Origin of the sequence: Actinomadura rugatobispora, from assembly GCF_042656285.1 — a bacterium.
Lineage (GTDB): Bacteria > Actinomycetota > Actinomycetes > Streptosporangiales > Streptosporangiaceae > Spirillospora > Spirillospora rugatobispora.
Genome location: NZ_JBHSON010000073.1, coordinates 15,623 through 32,285 on the forward strand (window position 1 = coordinate 15,623; position 16,663 = coordinate 32,285).

The 16,663-nt window shown below is 69.8% G+C and carries 17 protein-coding genes; 6 read left to right on the forward strand and 11 right to left on the reverse strand.

Annotated features, from left to right (window positions below; translation table 11 throughout):
• Nucleotides 1-154: 154 nt before the first annotated feature.
• Together ACFPZN_RS38990 and ACFPZN_RS38995 are read right to left on the reverse strand one after the other, a co-directional pair.
• A complete protein-coding gene (locus ACFPZN_RS38990; protein WP_378287572.1) occupies nucleotides 155-1,744 on the reverse strand; it encodes a hypothetical protein in 1,590 nt (529 codons plus the stop codon).
• A gap of 294 nt (nucleotides 1,745-2,038) precedes the next feature.
• Nucleotides 2,039-2,497: an ATP-binding protein gene (locus ACFPZN_RS38995; RefSeq protein WP_378287573.1), complete on the reverse strand. Its 459-nt coding sequence runs from the start codon at nucleotides 2,495-2,497 to the stop codon at nucleotides 2,039-2,041.
• 111 nt (nucleotides 2,498-2,608) lie between these two features.
• Between ACFPZN_RS38995 and ACFPZN_RS39000 the strand changes: the two genes are divergently transcribed.
• The 3 genes from ACFPZN_RS39000 to ACFPZN_RS39010 are packed head-to-tail and all read left to right on the forward strand — an operon-like array spanning nucleotide 2,609 to nucleotide 4,043.
• Nucleotides 2,609-3,442, forward strand: a complete 834-nt coding sequence (locus tag ACFPZN_RS39000; protein ID WP_378287574.1) for a helix-turn-helix domain-containing protein — start codon at nucleotides 2,609-2,611, stop codon at nucleotides 3,440-3,442.
• Nucleotides 3,435-3,629 carry a DUF397 domain-containing protein gene (locus ACFPZN_RS39005; RefSeq protein WP_378287575.1) on the forward strand — a complete coding sequence of 65 codons (195 nt, stop codon included), beginning with the start codon at nucleotides 3,435-3,437 and terminating at the stop codon, nucleotides 3,627-3,629. The genes ACFPZN_RS39000 and ACFPZN_RS39005 overlap by 8 nt, the downstream gene beginning before the upstream one ends.
• Before the next feature lie 18 nt (nucleotides 3,630-3,647).
• Nucleotides 3,648-4,043 (forward strand): DUF6924 domain-containing protein, encoded by a 396-nt coding sequence (locus ACFPZN_RS39010; protein ID WP_378287576.1) that lies wholly within the window; start codon nucleotides 3,648-3,650, stop codon nucleotides 4,041-4,043.
• A 24-nt stretch (nucleotides 4,044-4,067) separates the two neighbouring features.
• On the opposite strand, the gene ACFPZN_RS39015 is transcribed toward ACFPZN_RS39010, so the two are convergent.
• Nucleotides 4,068-4,448 carry an SMI1/KNR4 family protein gene (locus ACFPZN_RS39015; RefSeq protein WP_378287577.1) on the reverse strand — a complete coding sequence of 127 codons (381 nt, stop codon included), beginning with the start codon at nucleotides 4,446-4,448 and terminating at the stop codon, nucleotides 4,068-4,070.
• Between the two features lie 289 nt (nucleotides 4,449-4,737).
• Between ACFPZN_RS39015 and ACFPZN_RS39020 the strand changes: the two genes are divergently transcribed.
• Nucleotides 4,738-5,574 (forward strand): hypothetical protein, encoded by an 837-nt coding sequence (locus ACFPZN_RS39020; RefSeq protein WP_378287578.1) that lies wholly within the window; start codon nucleotides 4,738-4,740, stop codon nucleotides 5,572-5,574.
• 75 nt (nucleotides 5,575-5,649) lie between these two features.
• On the opposite strand, the gene ACFPZN_RS39025 is transcribed toward ACFPZN_RS39020, so the two are convergent.
• Both ACFPZN_RS39025 and ACFPZN_RS39030 read right to left on the reverse strand, forming a co-directional pair.
• Nucleotides 5,650-6,054 carry a (R)-mandelonitrile lyase gene (locus tag ACFPZN_RS39025; RefSeq protein WP_378287579.1) on the reverse strand — a complete coding sequence of 135 codons (405 nt, stop codon included), beginning with the start codon at nucleotides 6,052-6,054 and terminating at the stop codon, nucleotides 5,650-5,652.
• Nucleotides 6,055-6,069: 15 nt separating this feature from the next.
• Nucleotides 6,070-7,977 carry an aldo/keto reductase gene (locus ACFPZN_RS39030; protein WP_378287580.1) on the reverse strand — a complete coding sequence of 636 codons (1,908 nt, stop codon included), beginning with the start codon at nucleotides 7,975-7,977 and terminating at the stop codon, nucleotides 6,070-6,072.
• A 117-nt stretch (nucleotides 7,978-8,094) separates the two neighbouring features.
• Here ACFPZN_RS39030 and ACFPZN_RS39035 point away from each other — a divergent pair, with 117 nt between their 5' ends.
• The gene (locus tag ACFPZN_RS39035) at nucleotides 8,095-8,979 is read left to right on the forward strand and encodes a helix-turn-helix transcriptional regulator (RefSeq protein ID WP_378287581.1); all 885 of its coding nucleotides are present in this window, start codon (nucleotides 8,095-8,097) and stop codon (nucleotides 8,977-8,979) included.
• Here ACFPZN_RS39035 and ACFPZN_RS39040 read toward each other — a convergent pair.
• Nucleotides 8,964-9,284, reverse strand: coding sequence for an Atu4866 domain-containing protein (locus ACFPZN_RS39040; protein ID WP_378287582.1), 321 nt, complete (start codon nucleotides 9,282-9,284; stop codon nucleotides 8,964-8,966). The two genes, ACFPZN_RS39035 and ACFPZN_RS39040, sit on opposite strands and share 16 nt — an antisense overlap.
• 566 nt (nucleotides 9,285-9,850) lie before the next feature.
• Here ACFPZN_RS39040 and ACFPZN_RS39045 point away from each other — a divergent pair.
• Nucleotides 9,851-10,561, forward strand: coding sequence for a hypothetical protein (locus ACFPZN_RS39045; RefSeq protein WP_378287583.1), 711 nt, complete (start codon nucleotides 9,851-9,853; stop codon nucleotides 10,559-10,561).
• Between the two features lie 232 nt (nucleotides 10,562-10,793).
• Here ACFPZN_RS39045 and ggh read toward each other — a convergent pair whose 3' ends face one another.
• From ggh to ACFPZN_RS39070, 5 genes are all read right to left on the reverse strand, one after another.
• Entirely contained in the window at nucleotides 10,794-12,212 is a 1,419-nt protein-coding gene (gene ggh / locus ACFPZN_RS39050; RefSeq protein ID WP_378287584.1) for a glucosylglycerate hydrolase, read from the reverse strand.
• A gap of 225 nt (nucleotides 12,213-12,437) precedes the next feature.
• The gene (locus ACFPZN_RS39055) at nucleotides 12,438-13,502 is read right to left on the reverse strand and encodes an ABC transporter ATP-binding protein (RefSeq protein ID WP_378287585.1); all 1,065 of its coding nucleotides are present in this window, start codon (nucleotides 13,500-13,502) and stop codon (nucleotides 12,438-12,440) included.
• A 7-nt stretch (nucleotides 13,503-13,509) separates the two neighbouring features.
• On the reverse strand, nucleotides 13,510-14,370 hold the full coding sequence (locus ACFPZN_RS39060; RefSeq protein ID WP_378287586.1) for a carbohydrate ABC transporter permease: 861 nt from the start codon (nucleotides 14,368-14,370) through the stop codon (nucleotides 13,510-13,512).
• Complete coding sequence (locus ACFPZN_RS39065; RefSeq protein WP_378287587.1) at nucleotides 14,367-15,251, reverse strand: carbohydrate ABC transporter permease; 885 nt, start codon at nucleotides 15,249-15,251, stop codon at nucleotides 14,367-14,369. Before ACFPZN_RS39065 ends, ACFPZN_RS39060 begins: the two co-directional genes overlap by 4 nt.
• The gene (locus tag ACFPZN_RS39070; RefSeq protein ID WP_378287588.1) at nucleotides 15,251-16,561 is read right to left on the reverse strand and encodes an ABC transporter substrate-binding protein; all 1,311 of its coding nucleotides are present in this window, start codon (nucleotides 16,559-16,561) and stop codon (nucleotides 15,251-15,253) included. The genes ACFPZN_RS39065 and ACFPZN_RS39070 overlap by 1 nt, the downstream gene beginning before the upstream one ends.
• Nucleotides 16,562-16,663 lie beyond the last annotated feature (102 nt).

Sequence of the window (16,663 nt, forward strand, 5' to 3'; positions counted from 1 at the left end):
CAACGGCCCGGTGGTCGGCGGTGTCGGCCGGTACGAAGGCCCGCTCTGCCCAGTGCGCCCGGCAGCGGCGCGGCCAAGCCCTGGCCGGGGCAGCCGAACCACCTTCTTGTGAGGGCGTCCAGCCGGACGGGCTTGTGAGCGACTGTTTGAGGGCTCAGCTCTCAGGCGGGACGCCGCACGGCGCCGACTGCGGCTGCTCGTTTCCGCCGGTCACCGCGATCGCCTGAAGATCACTGAGTCGCTGGGGCAGCCCGTCCTTGGGGAACGTGGCGGTGTTGCCCGCCGTGGACCGGACGCGGCCGCTCGCGGGGTCGAACAGGCGAATCTCGCGGGCGTTCTTCGGTCCGATCACTCTGACCCGGTCACCGTCGGGCAGGCAGGCCACGTCCCTGGTCCGCCGCGGCCTGGAATCGTTGGTGGATCGGGACGCCGCGGTGACGTCCTGGCTGCCGGTCAGCACACGGTAGTCCGGGTAGCGGACGTCCATCTGCACGTCGGTGTCGACGGCGACGACGGTGTGGAGGGTGGACGACGCGCGGCGGCCCGTGATGAGAGTGAGGTCCTCGCTGAGAACCGTCTTCCGCCGGCCCTCGTCGCCGCCCGTCTCACCCTGCCACAGCTCCCGCCAGGTCACTTCCACGGGAATGTCGCCGCCAGAGATCGCCTCGTCGCACAGCAGTGCGCCCGCGGCGTAGCGGATGTGCAGCCGGTCCAGCGCCGCGACGTCGTGCTGCCCTTTCCGAGCCGCCTCGGGCGTCGGGTAGTAGGTCAGCTCGATGGGATAGGGAAAACCCGGTTTGTAGAGGTAGGTCACCTGGCGGACCCCATCGGGACCGGACCGGTCGTCGGCACGCAGCAGGACGGCCTCGCCGCACCCGTCGTGGGGGTTCCTGGGGCCCTCGTCCTTCTCCTCGCCGGACGAAGGGTCGATCTCAACCTGCGGCGGCACCGTCGCCGTACCGCCTTCCTGAGTCTTCGCCGGATGCCAGGCGAGGGGGTCTCCTCCGGCGGGGACATTGCCGAGGCTGGAAAAGCGCAGGTTGGTCAGCCAGGGCGGCATGACGAGCGTGACGTCCCCCGATGAATAGGAATAGTAAGGATCATCCGGAGCGTCCCAGACGAGCGACACGGGCGGGCCTTCGCCGGTCGGCCGGGCGCCCATGCTGGGATGCGGCGGCGCGGTGAGGACCGTCCCGTTTCCGTTGCGCACAGGGTTGTACATCAGCAGGTAGCGGTTCGACGTCATCAGGGAGACCCACCCGGGACGAGGGCCTTCGGGCTTGCCCGGCGAGTAGAGGTCTTTCCGGTGGCCGCCGTCGGTGACCGTCCCGGAGAACAGCAGTCGGGAGTGCTCGACGTCGTCGGGGGAGTCCACGTCCGTGGGGTAGGCGCCGCCCAACGCACGCACCTTGGTGCCGGGGGAGGTGCCGTGGTCGACCAGGATTCCCAGCGCCTCCCGGGCCTGGGCACGGTCGTTGCTCCGGTTGCCGAGGGTGGGCCAGCCGCGATACCCGTACGACGAGCGGACCTGGTCGAGCGAGGTGACACCCGGCGCCGCGTCCGGAAGGTCGGGGGTGGAGCCGTCACCGGGCGCGGGCGCGGTGCCGCGGCCGACCAGAAAGCTCGCGAACATCGCGGCTACGCCGACGGAGGCCACGATCATCACCGGCCTGGACGTGGCCGACCTGAGGGACGGACGGCTGGTGCGCACCTGGGCGTCAGCCTCCTCCTGTGCGTTCGTCATGTGATCAACTCCCCTTCTTCCCCTGTGAGCCGAGCGGGCGGAGTTAAGAGAGTCGGGCCTCCGGCCCACCCGACGGGCGCCGTCGCCGAACCAGGTACATCGTGTGGCTCTACTGGCTGTGCATGACCGTCCGCATCGAGTGGCCACGTGCAACCCATTCGGGTGTGGCCGGCACCCGCACGGCAGGACGGCGCTGGTGGCCGAATTTTCCGGGGCCTTCGTCCACGGCTGCCTCGCGTCGGCCGCGAGGCCAAGGGCGCCCCCACGCTGCGCCGGATCGCCTCCGGGACCGCATCATGCTTCGCAAGGTCCCCTTCGGGTGATGTCGATCGCCGCGCACACCCACTTGCACCCCGGCTCGTCCGCCGCCTCGACCCAGAACCGGTCCGCGTAGTGCCGCGCCAGGCGCAACCCCCACCCCCCGAAATCGGCACCGGAGGCATCCAGGTCCTCCACCGACCCGACGACCTCCCGGAGCACGGGCCGGACCCCGCCCGCCCCGTCCCGAACCCCGAGCCAGAGCTCCCCTTCCCGACGGCTCAGGTGGACCCGCACGGTCTCGCCCGGCGCCGAGACTTCCACCGCGTTCGTGGCGAGCTCGCTGATGATCGCCACCGCCGCCTCTTCGTAACGCTCCAACCCCCACCCCCGGAGCGTCCCGGTGACGAACCTCCGAGCCACCCCCACCGAGGCCCGAGCCGCCAGCAGATCCCGCTGCTCCACCGCCCCAGATGCGACCGTCCCAGACACCATCTCGACCTCCCCGCTCGATTCATGTGATCTAGCCCACAGGATTCTCTACAGCGAGTAACTTGTCGTGTGTACAGCGTAGTTACGGGAAAAGCTGGGACAGGAGAAGGAACGATGGCGACCAAGCGCACCCCCGATCAGCTCCCCAACCCCAAGTCGAGCATGTGGGCCTTCATCGCCTTCTACCTGCGCTTTCGTCGTAACCAGGCTGGCCTGTCAGGCGAAGCCATGGGACGCATCATGAAGGTCGGCAAGTCCAAGGTGTCCCGCATCGAGATCGGCCAGGAGCGGCTCGATTGGCAGGAGGCCGAGATGATCGACAAAGAATGGGACACCGGAGGCCTTTTCGGCCTCCTGGTCTGGTACGCCAGCCTCGGCCACGACCCCCAGTGGTTCGCCCAATACCTGGATCTGGAAGTGCGTGCAGGAGTCATCAGCGCCTTTGAGGCGCAGGTCGTTCCGGGCTTGCTGCAGACAGAGGATTATGCGCGAGCCTTGCTGATCTCAGGTGACGCCAACCTTGCTGATCAATTGCTGCGGGAGCGCATTGAACGTCAACTGATCTTTAACAGGGTATCCCCTCCGCACTTCACCACGATCCTCTCGCAGAACGCGCTGGAGTGGCCGATCGGAAGCCCTGAGATCATGCGAGCCCAGCTCGCTCGCCTCCTGGAATGCGCGGAACTGTCGAACTTCGTGGTCCGGGTGGTCCCTCGGAGCTGGCAGACGGGGGCCTGCCCTGGGCTGGATGGCAGTTTTGTCCGTATGTCGGGGGATGATTTCGGTGAGGTGGCCTACGCTGAGTCTCCCGAGGGTGGTCGGCTGGTCTCCGCGCCTCCTGACGTGAGAAAATTTCACGTGCGGTACGACCGGATCAGCGCGAAGGCCCTGCCCGAGGGGCCGTCAAGGGATCTGATCCGACAGGTGATGGAGGCGCTAAGTGAGTGAGTTGGTGTGGCGCAAGTCCAGCCGCAGTGGGACGCAGCAGGGAAATTGTGTCGAGCTGGCGGATCTGGAAAGCAAGGCTGTTGGTGTCCGGGACAGCAAGGCTCAGGAGGTCGGCCACCTTGCTCTTGCCCCGGCTTGCTTCAGCGATCTTGTGACGCAGATCAAGGACGGCGCGTTGGACGTCTGACCGGGTTCGGAGGCCGTCATGTTGGTGATTCGCACGGACTTTTCGGATGAGGGCCGCTGGAAGGCCGTCCGGACGGCGATCGACGAGCCCGGCGAGATCGGGTACATGTACCCGCCGGAGTTCTGGGAGCGCAGGACGTACGAAGACGCGTCGGTGGAGGGTGTCCTCGCCCGGCTCCCCGAGGCCATCGAAGACCCGTTCGTCGCCGTGGTGGACCGCACGACGATCTCATCGGTCGAGATGCCGATCCTGCTCGTGGACCTGCGGGAGTCGGACGGCCGGACGTTCCGGGTGATCCCGAGCGAGCTGCCGTCGATCGAGGTCAACCTTTCGCTGGCGAACATGGACTTCTTCGAGTTCGCCGACAGCGCCGACGGCGACGGTGTTTTCCGGGGCTTCTCCGGCCAGCGGTGAGCGCGAACCGTCCAAGGGGACGGGTCAGTTCGGCGGTGCCGGGTGGAGGGGGCGGCCGTGCAGCTCGGTCTCACCGGCGAACGTCCACCACAGCTCGCGGCCGCCGATGAGGTACGGGTGCCACACCCGTACGGCCCCGCCGGTCTCCAGCGCGTCCGCGGTCTCGGTCAGGTAGGCGCCGAGGCTGGGCCACGCGTTCGCGACGTTCCCGGCGTCGTCATGCGCTGCCGAGCCGAGCCGCCCGTATCCCGGACCCGGCCGCAGATCGATGATCTGCGAGTCACCGTCCAACTCGGCGAACGGCAGCCACAGCGGGTGCCACCATGGCTCGTCGCCCTCGTCCAGGAACTCGTCCTCCTCCACCTCCCCACAGCACATCTCCCAGTGGGCGACGATCTTGGCCACGGGCAGCGGACCGGTGTCCTGTCGTATCCGACTGTGTTGTATTCGGGGTGCGCAGGATGCACGCTAGGGTCTGCGGGGATGAACTCGGCGAGTCGGTCCTTTGTGGAGGACGCTGGTGGTGCGGTCGTCGATAGGTGGCAGAGAAGAAGAACAACGACGTCCCGACCCCGGGGACTTCTTTCCGGGAGGAAACGAGCAGCGCAAGACCAGGCTCGCCGATGCGATGCACAGAACGCTTCAAGTATCCGACCCCGAAGTCCCCAGGGCGCTTGCACGTGAAGTACTTAACGTGCTCACCGACGAGCTGGGAAGGCTGGACGGTGCCCGCGAACAGTGGGTTCGCGTCGAGAGCGACATCGTCGGGCTCACCAAGGAGATCGACGAGGAACGCGGACGTGATTTCGGTGTCGCGTTCAGCGGAACGGGCCGTGGGCTGGCAGATGCACTCCAGGCGGAGGCCCGCGCTGCTCTGGACAGGGCAAAACCTGTCCACCCAAGGTTCATCGAGGGCTATGAGGCCGGTGTGCGAGCCTTTGGTGAACGTTTGGAAGGACGCGTCGCCGAGATCCGGCGGGACGGCAGCAACGCGTTGTTTCCCACACCTGCGGACTCTGCAAGTTCGGCCCTTGGGTTCAGTAAGCCCAGCATTGAGTTGAGGCGGCTGCTCGAACTCCGCGATTCCATAGGCGATGATCGGGACGCCTGGCACATGGCGCTGGCCAAAAGGGCCGCCTCCGTCCTAGAGCATTGGGGGGCCTACAGCGGCGTCCGTGACGGGATGCCGACGGCCATCAGGCTCATCCTCCAACTCCCAGAGCTGAATCTGCTGGATGCGGTCGTGGATTATCTCGGCGCAGCGGAGGATGAGCGCCGTGAACTCCAGCAGCGCATCGCTCACGCATGGTCTAGCGCGAGCATCGCCAAGGAGGAGATTGACTGGCGCAACGCACTCGCGAAGGAACTGCGTGACCAGGCAAGATTCACCTCGGGCGGTTCCGGGCGCGTCGGTGGTGATTTCGTCTCCGGGTTCAACCTGGCCTGCAACCGGATCACCGCGGCCCTCAACGAGCGAGCCCACCAGGTCACCGTCCCCGATTACCTGTTTCCTAACCAAGAGCAGCCCTGACGGTTTGCATTCGCGCTAGAAGAGGATCACCAGAAAGGGCGGCGATCTTTCGAGACACGGCCTCGGACCGGGGCGTCAGGCGGGGGCGTTGTACTCGGCGTCGGTGACGTGGTCGCCCCATTCGGTTTCGGGGACGCCTGGTTCGGCGGGGCCCTCCCACATGGCCAGGTGGGCCATGAAGTGGTCCGGGGCGGCGCCGTGCCAGTGCCATTCGCCGGGCGGGGTGTGGACGGTGTCGCCCGGCCGCATCACGACGATCTCGCCACCCCGGGACTGGACCAGGCCGATGCCCTCGGTGACGTGCAGGGTCTGCCCGACGGCATGGCGGTGCCAGGCGGTACGTGAGCCGGGGGCGAAGCGGACGAGGTTGACCCGCATGCGGGACGGTTCGTTACCGGCGTAGATGACGTCGAACCAGACATCGCCGGTGAACCACTCGGACGGGCCCTTGCTGGACGGGCGCTTCTGCAGGACTTCCATGGCGGATTCCTCCATTCAGCGTTCGATCATCTGCATCTGTTCCTCGTTGTGGTCGTCGCCCGCGGCCGGGGGCAGGTTATCGAGGCTGTGGATCTGGTCGGGGGTCAGCTCGACGCCGTCGGCGGCGACGTTCTCCTCCACGCGGGAGACCCGCTTGGTGCCGGGGATCGGGACGATGTGCTCGCCCTTGGCCAGTAGCCAGGCCAGGGCGACCTGCGCGGGCGTGCGGCCCGCCTCGGCGGCGATGGCCTGCACCTGGTCGGCGAGGGCCAGGTTGCGCTCGAAGTTCTCGCCCGTGAAGCGCGGGCTCGTCCTGCGCCAGTCGGTCTCGTCGAACTGCTCGGGCGAGCGGATCTGCCCGGTGAGGAAGCCGTGGCCCAGAGGTGAGTAGGGGACGAAGCCGATGCCCAGCTCGCGAACCACCGGAATCACGCGCTCCTCCACGTCCCGGGTCCACAGCGAGTACTCCGACTGGACAGCCGTGACCGGGTGGACGGCGTGGGCGCGGCGGATCGTGTCGGGCCCCGCCTCCGACAGGCCGATGTGGCCGATCTTGCCCTGCTCCACCAGCTCGGCCAGGGCGCCGACGGTCTCCTCGATCGGCGTGCCCGGGTCCACGCGGTGCTGGTAGTACAGGTCGATGTGGTCGGTGCCCAGCCGCGCGAGCGAGCCCTCGACGGCCCTGCGGACGTTGGCCGGGCTGCTGTCCAGGCGTCCCAGCTCGCCGTGCGCGTGGGAGATCATGCCGAACTTGGTGGCCAGCACGACCTGGTCGCGGCGGCCCTTGAGGGCGCGGGCGAGGAGTTCCTCGTTGAGGTAGGGCCCGTAGACCTCGGCGGTGTCGAGGAAGGTGACACCCAGCTCCAGCGCCCTGTGGATGGTGCGGATGGACTCGGCGTCGTCGCTGCCCGCCCCGGTGTAGCCGAAGGACATGCCCATGGTGCCGAGGCCGATGCGGGAGACGTCCAGGTCTCCCAGGGTGGTGTGCTTCATGGTGCGCCTCTTTTCGTCAGGAGGACTTTGAGGGCCTGGCGGCCGGCCATCACGCGGTAGCCGTCGGGCACCTGGTCCAGGCCGATCGTGGTGTCGAACACCCGGCCCGGCTCGATCCGGCCGTCCAGGATGTCGGGCAGCAGCTCCTCGATGTACGCGCGGGCCGGGGCCACCCCGCCGGTCAGGGTGATGTTGCGCAGGAGGAAAGCCCATCGGTACGGCGGGGCGCCGACCCGGCTGACCATGCCGCACCGCGCCGAACACCGTCTCGATCGCCTGCTCCAGCCCGACGCGCTCCAGCACGGTGTGCGTGCCGTCCCCGCCGGTCAGCTCCCGGACCCGCTCGACGCCCTCGGCGACCACGTCGGTCGCGCCGAAGTCACGACCCCGGCCGGTGCGGTCCTTGTGCCGTCCCATCAGGATGATCCGCTCGGCACCCGGCACCGCCGACAGGCCGACCGCGCCGTCCCCGATCACCGTGACGGTGGCGCGCGGGTTCACCCCGGCGGTCACCGCGCAGTGGTGGCCGGTGGGGAACACCTCCGACAGGGTCGGCAGCGCCGAGTCCTCGCCGACCGGCAGTTTCACCAGCGTGCCCTCGGCCTGCGGGACCCGGACCGCCTCGCCCTGGCCGCCGTCCACCCCCGGCGCGCCCCACTGGCCGCCGTGCCGGCAGGACGTCTGCAGCCCCGCACGGCAGAAATCGCAGGTGTTGTCGGCCCACACGAACGGCGCGACGACCACGTCGCCCCGTTCGAGGCCGGACACCCGCGACCCGGTGTCCTTGACCACGCCGGACGGCCACAGGTCGCTGCCGCGGATGCACGAGCGCAGCACCCGCACCAGCGCGTCGGTCGGTTCGCGCAGCACCGGGTCGGGCACGTCCTCCACCCGAACGTCACCGGCGCCGTAGATCAACGTCGCACGCAATGGACAACTCCCCTCGACCTCCACACTGCCGCGCGTGCCCGTTCGGTGACAGGCCGGGCTGTTCGGGGGTGTGAGAGGGCCCCTCACGGCCCGTCCGGTGGGTATAAGACTGGGGTCATGGCAGGTGAGAAGCACGGCGGGACGGAGCTGGGACGGTTCCTGCGGGCCCGCCGCGAGGAGGTCACGCCCGACCAGGCCGGCCTCACCGTCGGCCCCGGGCTACGCCGCACCCCTGGGCTGCGCCGCGAGGAGATCGCGACCCTCGCCGGCGTGAGCGTCGACTACTACACCCGGCTTGAACGCGGCCGCGAGGCCCGGCCCAGCCCCGCCGTCGTGGACGCCCTCGCCCGCGCCCTGCAGCTGGGCGAGCCCGAGCACGAACACCTGCTCGAACTGGCCGTCCGCGCCGCCCGCCACCTCCCCGAACGCCCGTCCGCCCCCAGCCGTACCGTCAAACCCGGCGTCAAGCTGCTGCTGGAGGGCTTGCGCCCGCATCCGACCCTCGTCCTCAGCCGCACCATGGACGTCCTGGCCGCCAACCCCGCCGGGCTGCGCCTGTACGCGGGGATGGGGGACTGGCCCGCCAAACACCGCAACCTGGCCCGCTACACCTTCCTGCACCCCACGGCCCGCACCCTGTTCGATTCCTGGAACACCCAGGTCCGGGGCTGCGTCGCCCGCCTGCGCGCCCTGGCCGGCACCGACCCCGACGCCCCCGACCTGGCCGCCCTTGTCGGCGAACTCCTCCTCAAGAGCCCCGAGTTCGCCAAGCTCTGGGAACGCTACGACGTCCGCCCCCACACCACCGGCACCAAGACCCTCCACCACCCCGACGTGGGAGACCTCACCCTCGGCTACCAGGGCATGATCCTTGAGGGCACCCCCGGCCACCGCCTCAGCGTCTACCACGCCGAGCCCGGCACCCCCGACCACGACGCCATGATCCTGCTCGACATGACCGTCGAGGACGCCGCCGAGGTCCGCTCTCATCGCTCCCGGTAGAAGACGTAACCGCCGTGGTGCAGGGTGTTCAGGTCGGCGAAGTCGCCGTCGGCCGTGAAACCGGTGTCGTCCCGGTACTCGATGTGACTGCCGTGCACCGTGTAGCTCCCGGTGTACGCGCTGCGGCGCTCCCCGCGCGCCTCGTCGTAACGCCCGTCGGGACGGAGCTCCTGGCGGATGTGCCCGTCCTTGGTCACCCACATCCCGACGTAGGGGTGCGTGTTTTGCGGGCCCGGCTTGGATGAGGCGCAGGCGGTCACCAGGACCAATCCGGCCGCCACCGTCAGCGAAGTTCTCAACGTCATGCCCCGACCCTCGCCCAACGGGAGTAGGCCAACCAGGCAGCAACGTTCCAGGGAGCGCCACACCCAGTGTCGGCATCGAGTGGCCGCGCCACTATCGCGGAGAGCCCCAGATGTACGTCCGTATGCTCATGCTCCATTCTGGATAAAACTCGCCCAAACAATTGGGCCATTGAGGTGGCGCCGCGCATCAGATGTGCCGTTTTGTCGGCAACGAGGTTACTGAAGTCCTGGTCAGGGGATGAGGAGCGCGCGGGACGGCGATGACCCTATTGTGCGCCGTCCGCGAAGCAGGTGAGGGCTGCATGCAATGACGGAAACACCGGAAAGCGGCGGCGGATCGGACGATCCACGAGAGCCGGACAGGCCTCTCAGGCCCAAGAGAGGCGCATTCCCGAGCCCCCAGTCGGAAATTGACAGGGCAGAGCCGTACATCCCGGACGGTGGCGAGGAAGACGCCGAGGAAGGGGAACCCGACACGTCGCCGGAGAGCGACAGCGAAAAGGACGAGTGACCTGGCCTGAGGCCTTCGCATCTAGCGAACTCAACTCAAGGTAAGGAGAACCCGCATGCCGAATCAAGCACTGAAACGCGGTGCGATCCCGTCGCCCCGGAGCGCGCTCGCGGCCGCGGTACCCCATGCCGCCCGCATCGGGGCGCCCCCGAACATCATGATGTATCCCCAGAAGATCTCGATGTGGGGCAACGATACGCACGGCGACTGCGTCACGGCCGAAGAAGCGTTCGCCAAGGCGTGCAACGACCCTGAGATCTTCATCTCGGACGACGAGGTCATCAGATGGGCGAAGGCACACGGTGTTCTTGAGGGCGCCACTCTCGTCGAAGTCCTGAAGGCGATGCAGGACGACGGATTCGCCGGCGCCGGCGTGACCTACGATGACGGCCCCTACTATTCCGTCGATTGGACGGATTCCCGGATCCTGCAGAGCGCCATCGCCGCGGGCCCCGTCAAGATCGCCATCGCGGCGGACCAGATCGAAGCCGCCTGGCACAGCACACACGGCGCGACGGGATGGTTCGCCACCGGGTTCAAGGAAGATGTGCACCTGGATCACTGCGTCTCGCTGTGCGGCTACGGCTCCCTTTCCTGGCTGGCGCAACAGCTCAATGTCGACGTCCCCGCGGGAATCGACGGGTCGAAGCCGGGCTATGGAATGTTCACGTGGAACTCGATCGGGATCATCGACCAGCCTTCCCTGAGCGCCATCACGGGCGAGGCGTGGCTCCGGCAGCCCACCACGGTGACGAAGTCCGGCTGAACCATCGTGCAGCCGAGGAGCAGTGCCGCGGCACGTTCGCGGCACTGCTTCTTGCGGAGGCTTCAGGACCGCTGTGATCACGGCACGAGCCAGAGCGCCTGCGACCGCAAGGACGGCGAGTTGCAGCGGCGCGGCGTGGCAGGCTGACCCGGCCGGGGCCATCGCCGCCTTCCGGATCGCCGGACCTGGCACAGATCCGGGAGTCGCTCGACGAGGTCAGGGCCGTGGTTGGTCAGTCGGCTAGGGCCAGGTCCAGGGCTACGGCGGCCGTCCAGGACTGGGGGCGGGCGCCCAGGGGCTCGCCCGTGAAGGGGTGGTAGTACTCGGCGAACAGGCCGTCGGAGAGCTGGTCGAGGGCGGAGGCGCGCAGGACGGCCGCGGCCTCGGGCTCGCCGGAGCGTTCGAGGCCCCAGATCAGCAGCCAGGTCATCGGGGGCCACTGCGGGCCGCGCCAGTAGCGGGCCGGGTCGAACGCGGGCGAGGACGGGCTGGTGCTGGGCGGCAGCGCCACCGCCAGGCCGGGGTGGCCGCACCAGTCGGGGGAGAACAGCGCGTTCACGAGGCCGCGGCGCCGGGATTCCGAGAGGCCGCCGCACAGCAGCGGGGCGAAGCCCGCGATGGTCTTGGTGCGCAGGACGCGGCCGGTGCGCAGGTCGAGGTCGGTGGCGAAGCCGTCGTCGCCGATGGTCGAGGCGACGCCGCGGCGGAACCGCTCGGCCTGGGCGATCAGCTCGTCGCCGCCGGGCAGCGCGAGCTCGTCGGCCACGGAGGCCAGTTCCCCGGCCGCGGCGGCGAAGATCGCGCTGGCGAACACGTCGGCGACCAGGAAGCTCAGCGTCTCGCGGGCGCGGGCGTCGTCGTAGCGGGCCTGCCGCAGTTCCTCGATCAGCCACTGGTAGCGGGCGTAGTCGCCGTCGGTGGGACGCTGCGCGGCGGCGCCGCCGACCGAGTCGAGCGCGTGCACGTCCGCACGCCGGAACGGGACGAACGCCTTGGCCGGGACGACGGCCGCGTAGGGGACGTCCCAGCGGGGCGAGTTGTCCAGCCCGCTCTCCCAGCCGTGGTAGATCGTCAGCAGCCCGCGGCGGTCGGGGTCGCGGTACTCGGCCAGGTAGCGGTGCCAGGCCAGCAGCCGGGGCCACAGGGCGCGGATCCGGTCGGCGGCGGCGCGCCGCTCGACCGGGCCGGCGCGGCGGGCCGAGTCGAGCACGCGGCGCACCGCGATGCCGTGGATCGGCGGCTGCATCAGGCCGCTGGTGGCCGGGCCCCCGGGGGCGTCGGCGGAGATCTCGCCGCAGGCCCACCGCTTGGGGCCCGGCTCGTAGGAGGCGTCCCCGTCGGAGAAGACGATGTGCGGGATCTTCCCGTTGCGCCACTGGGCGGAGAGCAGCGTCTCCAGCTCGGTCAGTGCGCGGTCGGTGGACAGCCGGGCCAGGCCGATGGCGATGAACGCGGCGTCCCAGCTCCACATGTGCGGGTAAAGGCCCGGGGCGGCGACGGTGAGGCGGCCGCGGTCGTTGCCGCGCAGCGCGTAGGCCGCCCTGGCCGCGGTCTCGACGTTGGTGAGCGCGCGAGGCTGCGGCCTGGCGACCCTCTGCAGCTGTGGTCGAGGGCCGAGGTGAGGGACCTCGGTCGAGGGGGTTGCAGTCACGAAACTCCTACTTCGTCCGTAGAATCGGACACTTTGTCCGCGACGACGGACATAGTCTCGCGTACGGGTCCCCGGGTGCAAGGGCAGGGACCGTAACCCGGACGTAACACCTATGCAACATACCTGCCAGGGAGGGCCGCGGACAGGGGTGGCGGAGGCCGGTGACGCGAGTCTTGCCCAATAGTTGGCAAAGCCAGTGTGACCTGCGGCTTCATCGGGGTAGGACTAGGAGATCACCCGGCCGGTGCGGGGGTCGTACAGGCTCATCCGGTCGGGGCGGGGCCGCAGCCGGATCCGGTCACCCGTCGCGATCCTGAAATCGGCCGGGACCTGCACCTTGAGCCGCTGCCCGCCCACCAGCGCGGTGATCAAAGTGGCGCTGCCGAGCGGCTCGACCACCTCGGCGGTCGCCTGGAGCGCGCCCTCTCCGGTGCCGGTCTCCGCGGTGATCGTCTCGGCCCGGACGCCGACCAGGACCTGCCCGGACGGCTCCCACGACGGGGGCGCCGCGATCCGCTGCCCCTCGATCACGATGCCGTCCCCGTCCAGGACGGCCTCCAGGAAGTTCATCGGCGGGCTGCCGAGGAAGCCGCCCACGAACACCGAGGCGGGCGCGTCGTACACCTCCAGCGGGGCCCCGGCCTGGACGATCTCGCCCTCGTTCATGACCGCGACCCGTTCCCCCAGCGACAGCGCCTCCACCTGGTCGTGCGTCACGTACACGCAGGTGGTGCCCAGGTCCGAGAGCAGCTTCTTCAGCTCGGCCCGGAACTGGAGCCGCAGGAGCGCGTCCAGGTTGGACAGCGGCTCGTCCATGAGCAGCACGTCCGGCTCCATCACGATCGCGCGGGCGACCGCGACGCGCTGCCGCTGCCCGCCCGACAGCTGGGCGGGGTAGCGGTCCAGGAGGTCCTCCAGGCGGAGCAGCCCGGCGGCCCACTTCACCTTGGACTCGATCTCCGGCTTGGCCGCTTTGCGCATCGCGAGACCGAAACCGATGTTCTGGGCGACCGTGCGGTGCGGGAAGACGGCGTAGGACTGGAACACCATCGACAGGTTCCGCTCGCGGGGCGGCCGGTCGGTGATGTCGGCGCCGCCGATCCTGATCGTGCCCGCGTCCGGGGACTCCAGGCCCGCGATCATCCGCAGCAGCGTCGTCTTGCCGCACCCGGAGGGCCCCAGCAGCACCAGCAGCTCCCCGTCCGCCACGGTCGCGGAGACCGCCCGGACGGCGGGACGCCCGCCGCCGGGATAGGTCTTCTCCAGCCCGGTGATCTCGACCTCGGCCATGATCCCCCTAACGGAGCGTGGTGCCCCACATGTTCAGCAGGTAGCGGCGCATGACGAAGATGAACAGCAGGGCCGGGACGACCAGCGCGAACCCCCCGGCGAAGCGGAAGGCCAGCGGGCTCCACTGGAGCGACCCGAGCACCTGCGCGGGCAGCGTCCGGTGGGTCAGGGTCAGCACGGCGGCGCCCAGGATCTCGTTCCACGACAGGACGAAGGTGAACACGGCCGCCGCGGCCATCCCCGGCAGCGCCAGCGGCGCCACGACCTGCCGGAACGCCTGGAGCGGCGTGCAGCCGAACACCAGCGCCGCCTCCTCCACGTCCTGCGGCACCGAGACGAAGATGCTCGCCGTGATCAGGACGGTGGTCGGCAGCGCCAGCGCCGTGTGCAGCAGCGTCACCGCCAGGACGGTGTCCGACACGTTGATCGTGATGAACAGCCGGGCCAGCGGCACCGACAGCACCACGATCGGCAGCGCCCGCGTGAACAGCAGGAACAGCTGGTAGGAGTCGCGGCCCCCGAAGACGAACCGGGCCAGCGCGTACCCGGCCGGGACGCCCAGCGCCAGCGACAGCAGCACCGTGAACAGGCCGACGAGCAAGCTGTTGAGCAGCGCCGGCACCACGCCGGTGCTGGTCAGGAACGCGTTCATCGTCTCCGTCGACACGCTGGTCGGCAGGAACGACTTCGGGTACTCGTTCAGCGCGGCCGGGGACGAGAACGCGGCGAGGGTGATCAGGTACATCGGCGCGACCATGAACAGCGAGATCGCGACGCACGCCGCCTGCACCAGGGCGCGGTTCCGGCGGGCGCGGCGGCCGCGCCGGGCGGGCCGGGCCGGTGGCGGGCGCTCCCGCGCGGCCGTCACCGGGCGCCCCGGACGACGTCGGGCTGCCGCAGCGTCCGCAGGTACACCACGGCCGTGAACATCGACACCACCAGGATCACCAGGCCCACCGCCGCGGCGACGTAGGGGTTCTGCAGGTTGACGTACCACTCGTAGGTCTCGCCGATCAGCAGCGGGAAGCCGCGCCCGGTGAGGGCCTGCGCCACCGCGAACGCCTGGAGCGCCAGGATCGTCCGCAGGATCAGCGCGACCTGGATGCTGGGGCGCAGCAGCGGCAGCGTGACGTGCCGCAGCCGCTGCCACGGCGTCGCGCCGAAGACCTGCGCGGCCTCGTCGTACTCCTTGGGGATCACGCTGAGCCCGCCGACCAGGATCACGAACACCAGCGAGGTCGCCCGCCACAGCTCGGCCAGCACGACCGCCAGCAGCATCGTCCCCGGGTTCCGGTACGACAGCCAGCCGTGGCCCGTGCCGCCGAGCGCCTCGATCGCGGAGTTGAGGTACCCCTGGTCGGCGAAGACGGCCAGCCACACCAGCCCGGCCGCCAGGTCGGAGATCGCCAGCGGCACGGCCCACAGGTAGAAGTACAGGCCGGACAGGCGGGGCCGCTCGCGCAGCAGCAGCGCCATCGCGATCGCCAGCGCGAACTGCACGGGCAGGACGATCACGATGAGCAGGACGGTGTTGCGGACGGCGGGCCAGAAGGCCGGGTCCTCGACCATCCGGCGGAAGCTCTCCAGGCCGAACCCCGTGCCGGTGGACGGGTCGCGCAGCGCCGTCGCGACGCCCTGCACCAGCGGCCAGGCGAACAGCGCCAGCATGAACAGCGCGGACGGGACGAGCAGCAGGTAGGGCGTGGGCAGCCGCGGGAACCGGCCCGGGGTCTCGGCGCGACCCGCCATCACGCGACCCGGCACGTGCGGCCGCCGCTGTCGGGGTCGGGGCGCCAGCAGGGGGCCCGCGCGCCGTCCAGCAGCTCCTGGATCACCTTCGCCTGCTTGCCGAGGGTGGCGCGGATGTCGTCCCCGTCCAGCACGATGCTGGTGAAGGTGTTGCGGAACGCGGCGCTCATCTCACCGTCCTGGGTGCCGAGCCGGGCCGGGGGCAGGGCCAGCAGGCCGTGCCGCTGCTGGAGGTCGACCGCGCGGGCCTCGAGCCGCACCCCGATGGGCAGGTCGCGGGGGATCGGGGTCTTCACGGCGGGGAAGAAGGCGTTCTGGCGCAGCACGTCGAGCTGGACCTCGGGCCTGGAGAGGGCCTCGATGAGCTTCTTGCCCTCGGACCGCCTGGGGGCGCCCTTGGGGATGGCCAGGCCCGCCAGGACGCTCATGTACCCGCGTCCCTTGGGGCCCGCGGGGCTGGGGACCATCAGGTAGTCGTTCGGGGCGGCGGCCGGGGCGCCCGCCAGCCGGGCGACGTGGTCCCAGGCGACCTGCACCTGTCCTGAGGTGAGGGGCTCCTGCATGAACTCGAACGTGGTGCTGGCCGGGACCATGTACGTCCACAGCTCCCGGACGTACTCCCACATCCGCACCGCGTCGTCGCTGCGGAAGGTGGTGATCTGGCCGCCGGTGAAGGACGGGTAGAGGTGCCCTTGGACGAACCGGTGCAGCAGCCCTTTCGGCCCGCCCGGCAGCCCGAACACGGGCCTGCCGTTCTTCGCGCGGGCCTCCTTGGCCCAGGCGAGGAACTGGTCGTAGGTGAGGTTGTTGACGTCCGCGCCAGGGGGAAGGTGCTCCAGGGCCTTCTTGTTGACCGCGAGGATGTAGGTGGCCTGCATCCAGGGGATGAAGTACGTCTTGTCCGTACCGAACCTGGCCAGCTCCAGCATGTCGCGCGTGTAGCCGTTGCCGGAGAGTCTGGCGGCCACGTCGGACAGGTCTTCCAGGCGGTCGGGCGCGAACTGCGCCAGCTCCCCGTAGAGCGCCCCGATGACCCCCGTGCCGACCCGCCCGCTCTCTACCTCCGTGGACACCCGGGTGGCGAACGCGGACGGCTCGGCCGGGACGAACGACGCCCCGGGCGCGGCCTTCCGCAGCACGCTCCGGAACCGCTGCGCCTCCTCCACGGCGATGAACTGGCTGGAGAGGAACACCAGCTTGCCGCCGCCGCCCCCGGTGGTGTCGAACCCGAAGCACCCCGACAGCAGCGGGGCGGCTCCGGCCGCCGCACCGGTCACGAGACCGGCGCGCAGCACGGATCGGCGGGTCATGGCACCGCCGGTCGGGGTCGGGGGCGGGGTCGAAGGAGTGGACGCATGGTCGGGAGCCGCGGCCATGGAGATCGTCGTACCCCGGCGCGGCGGGTCGTACGC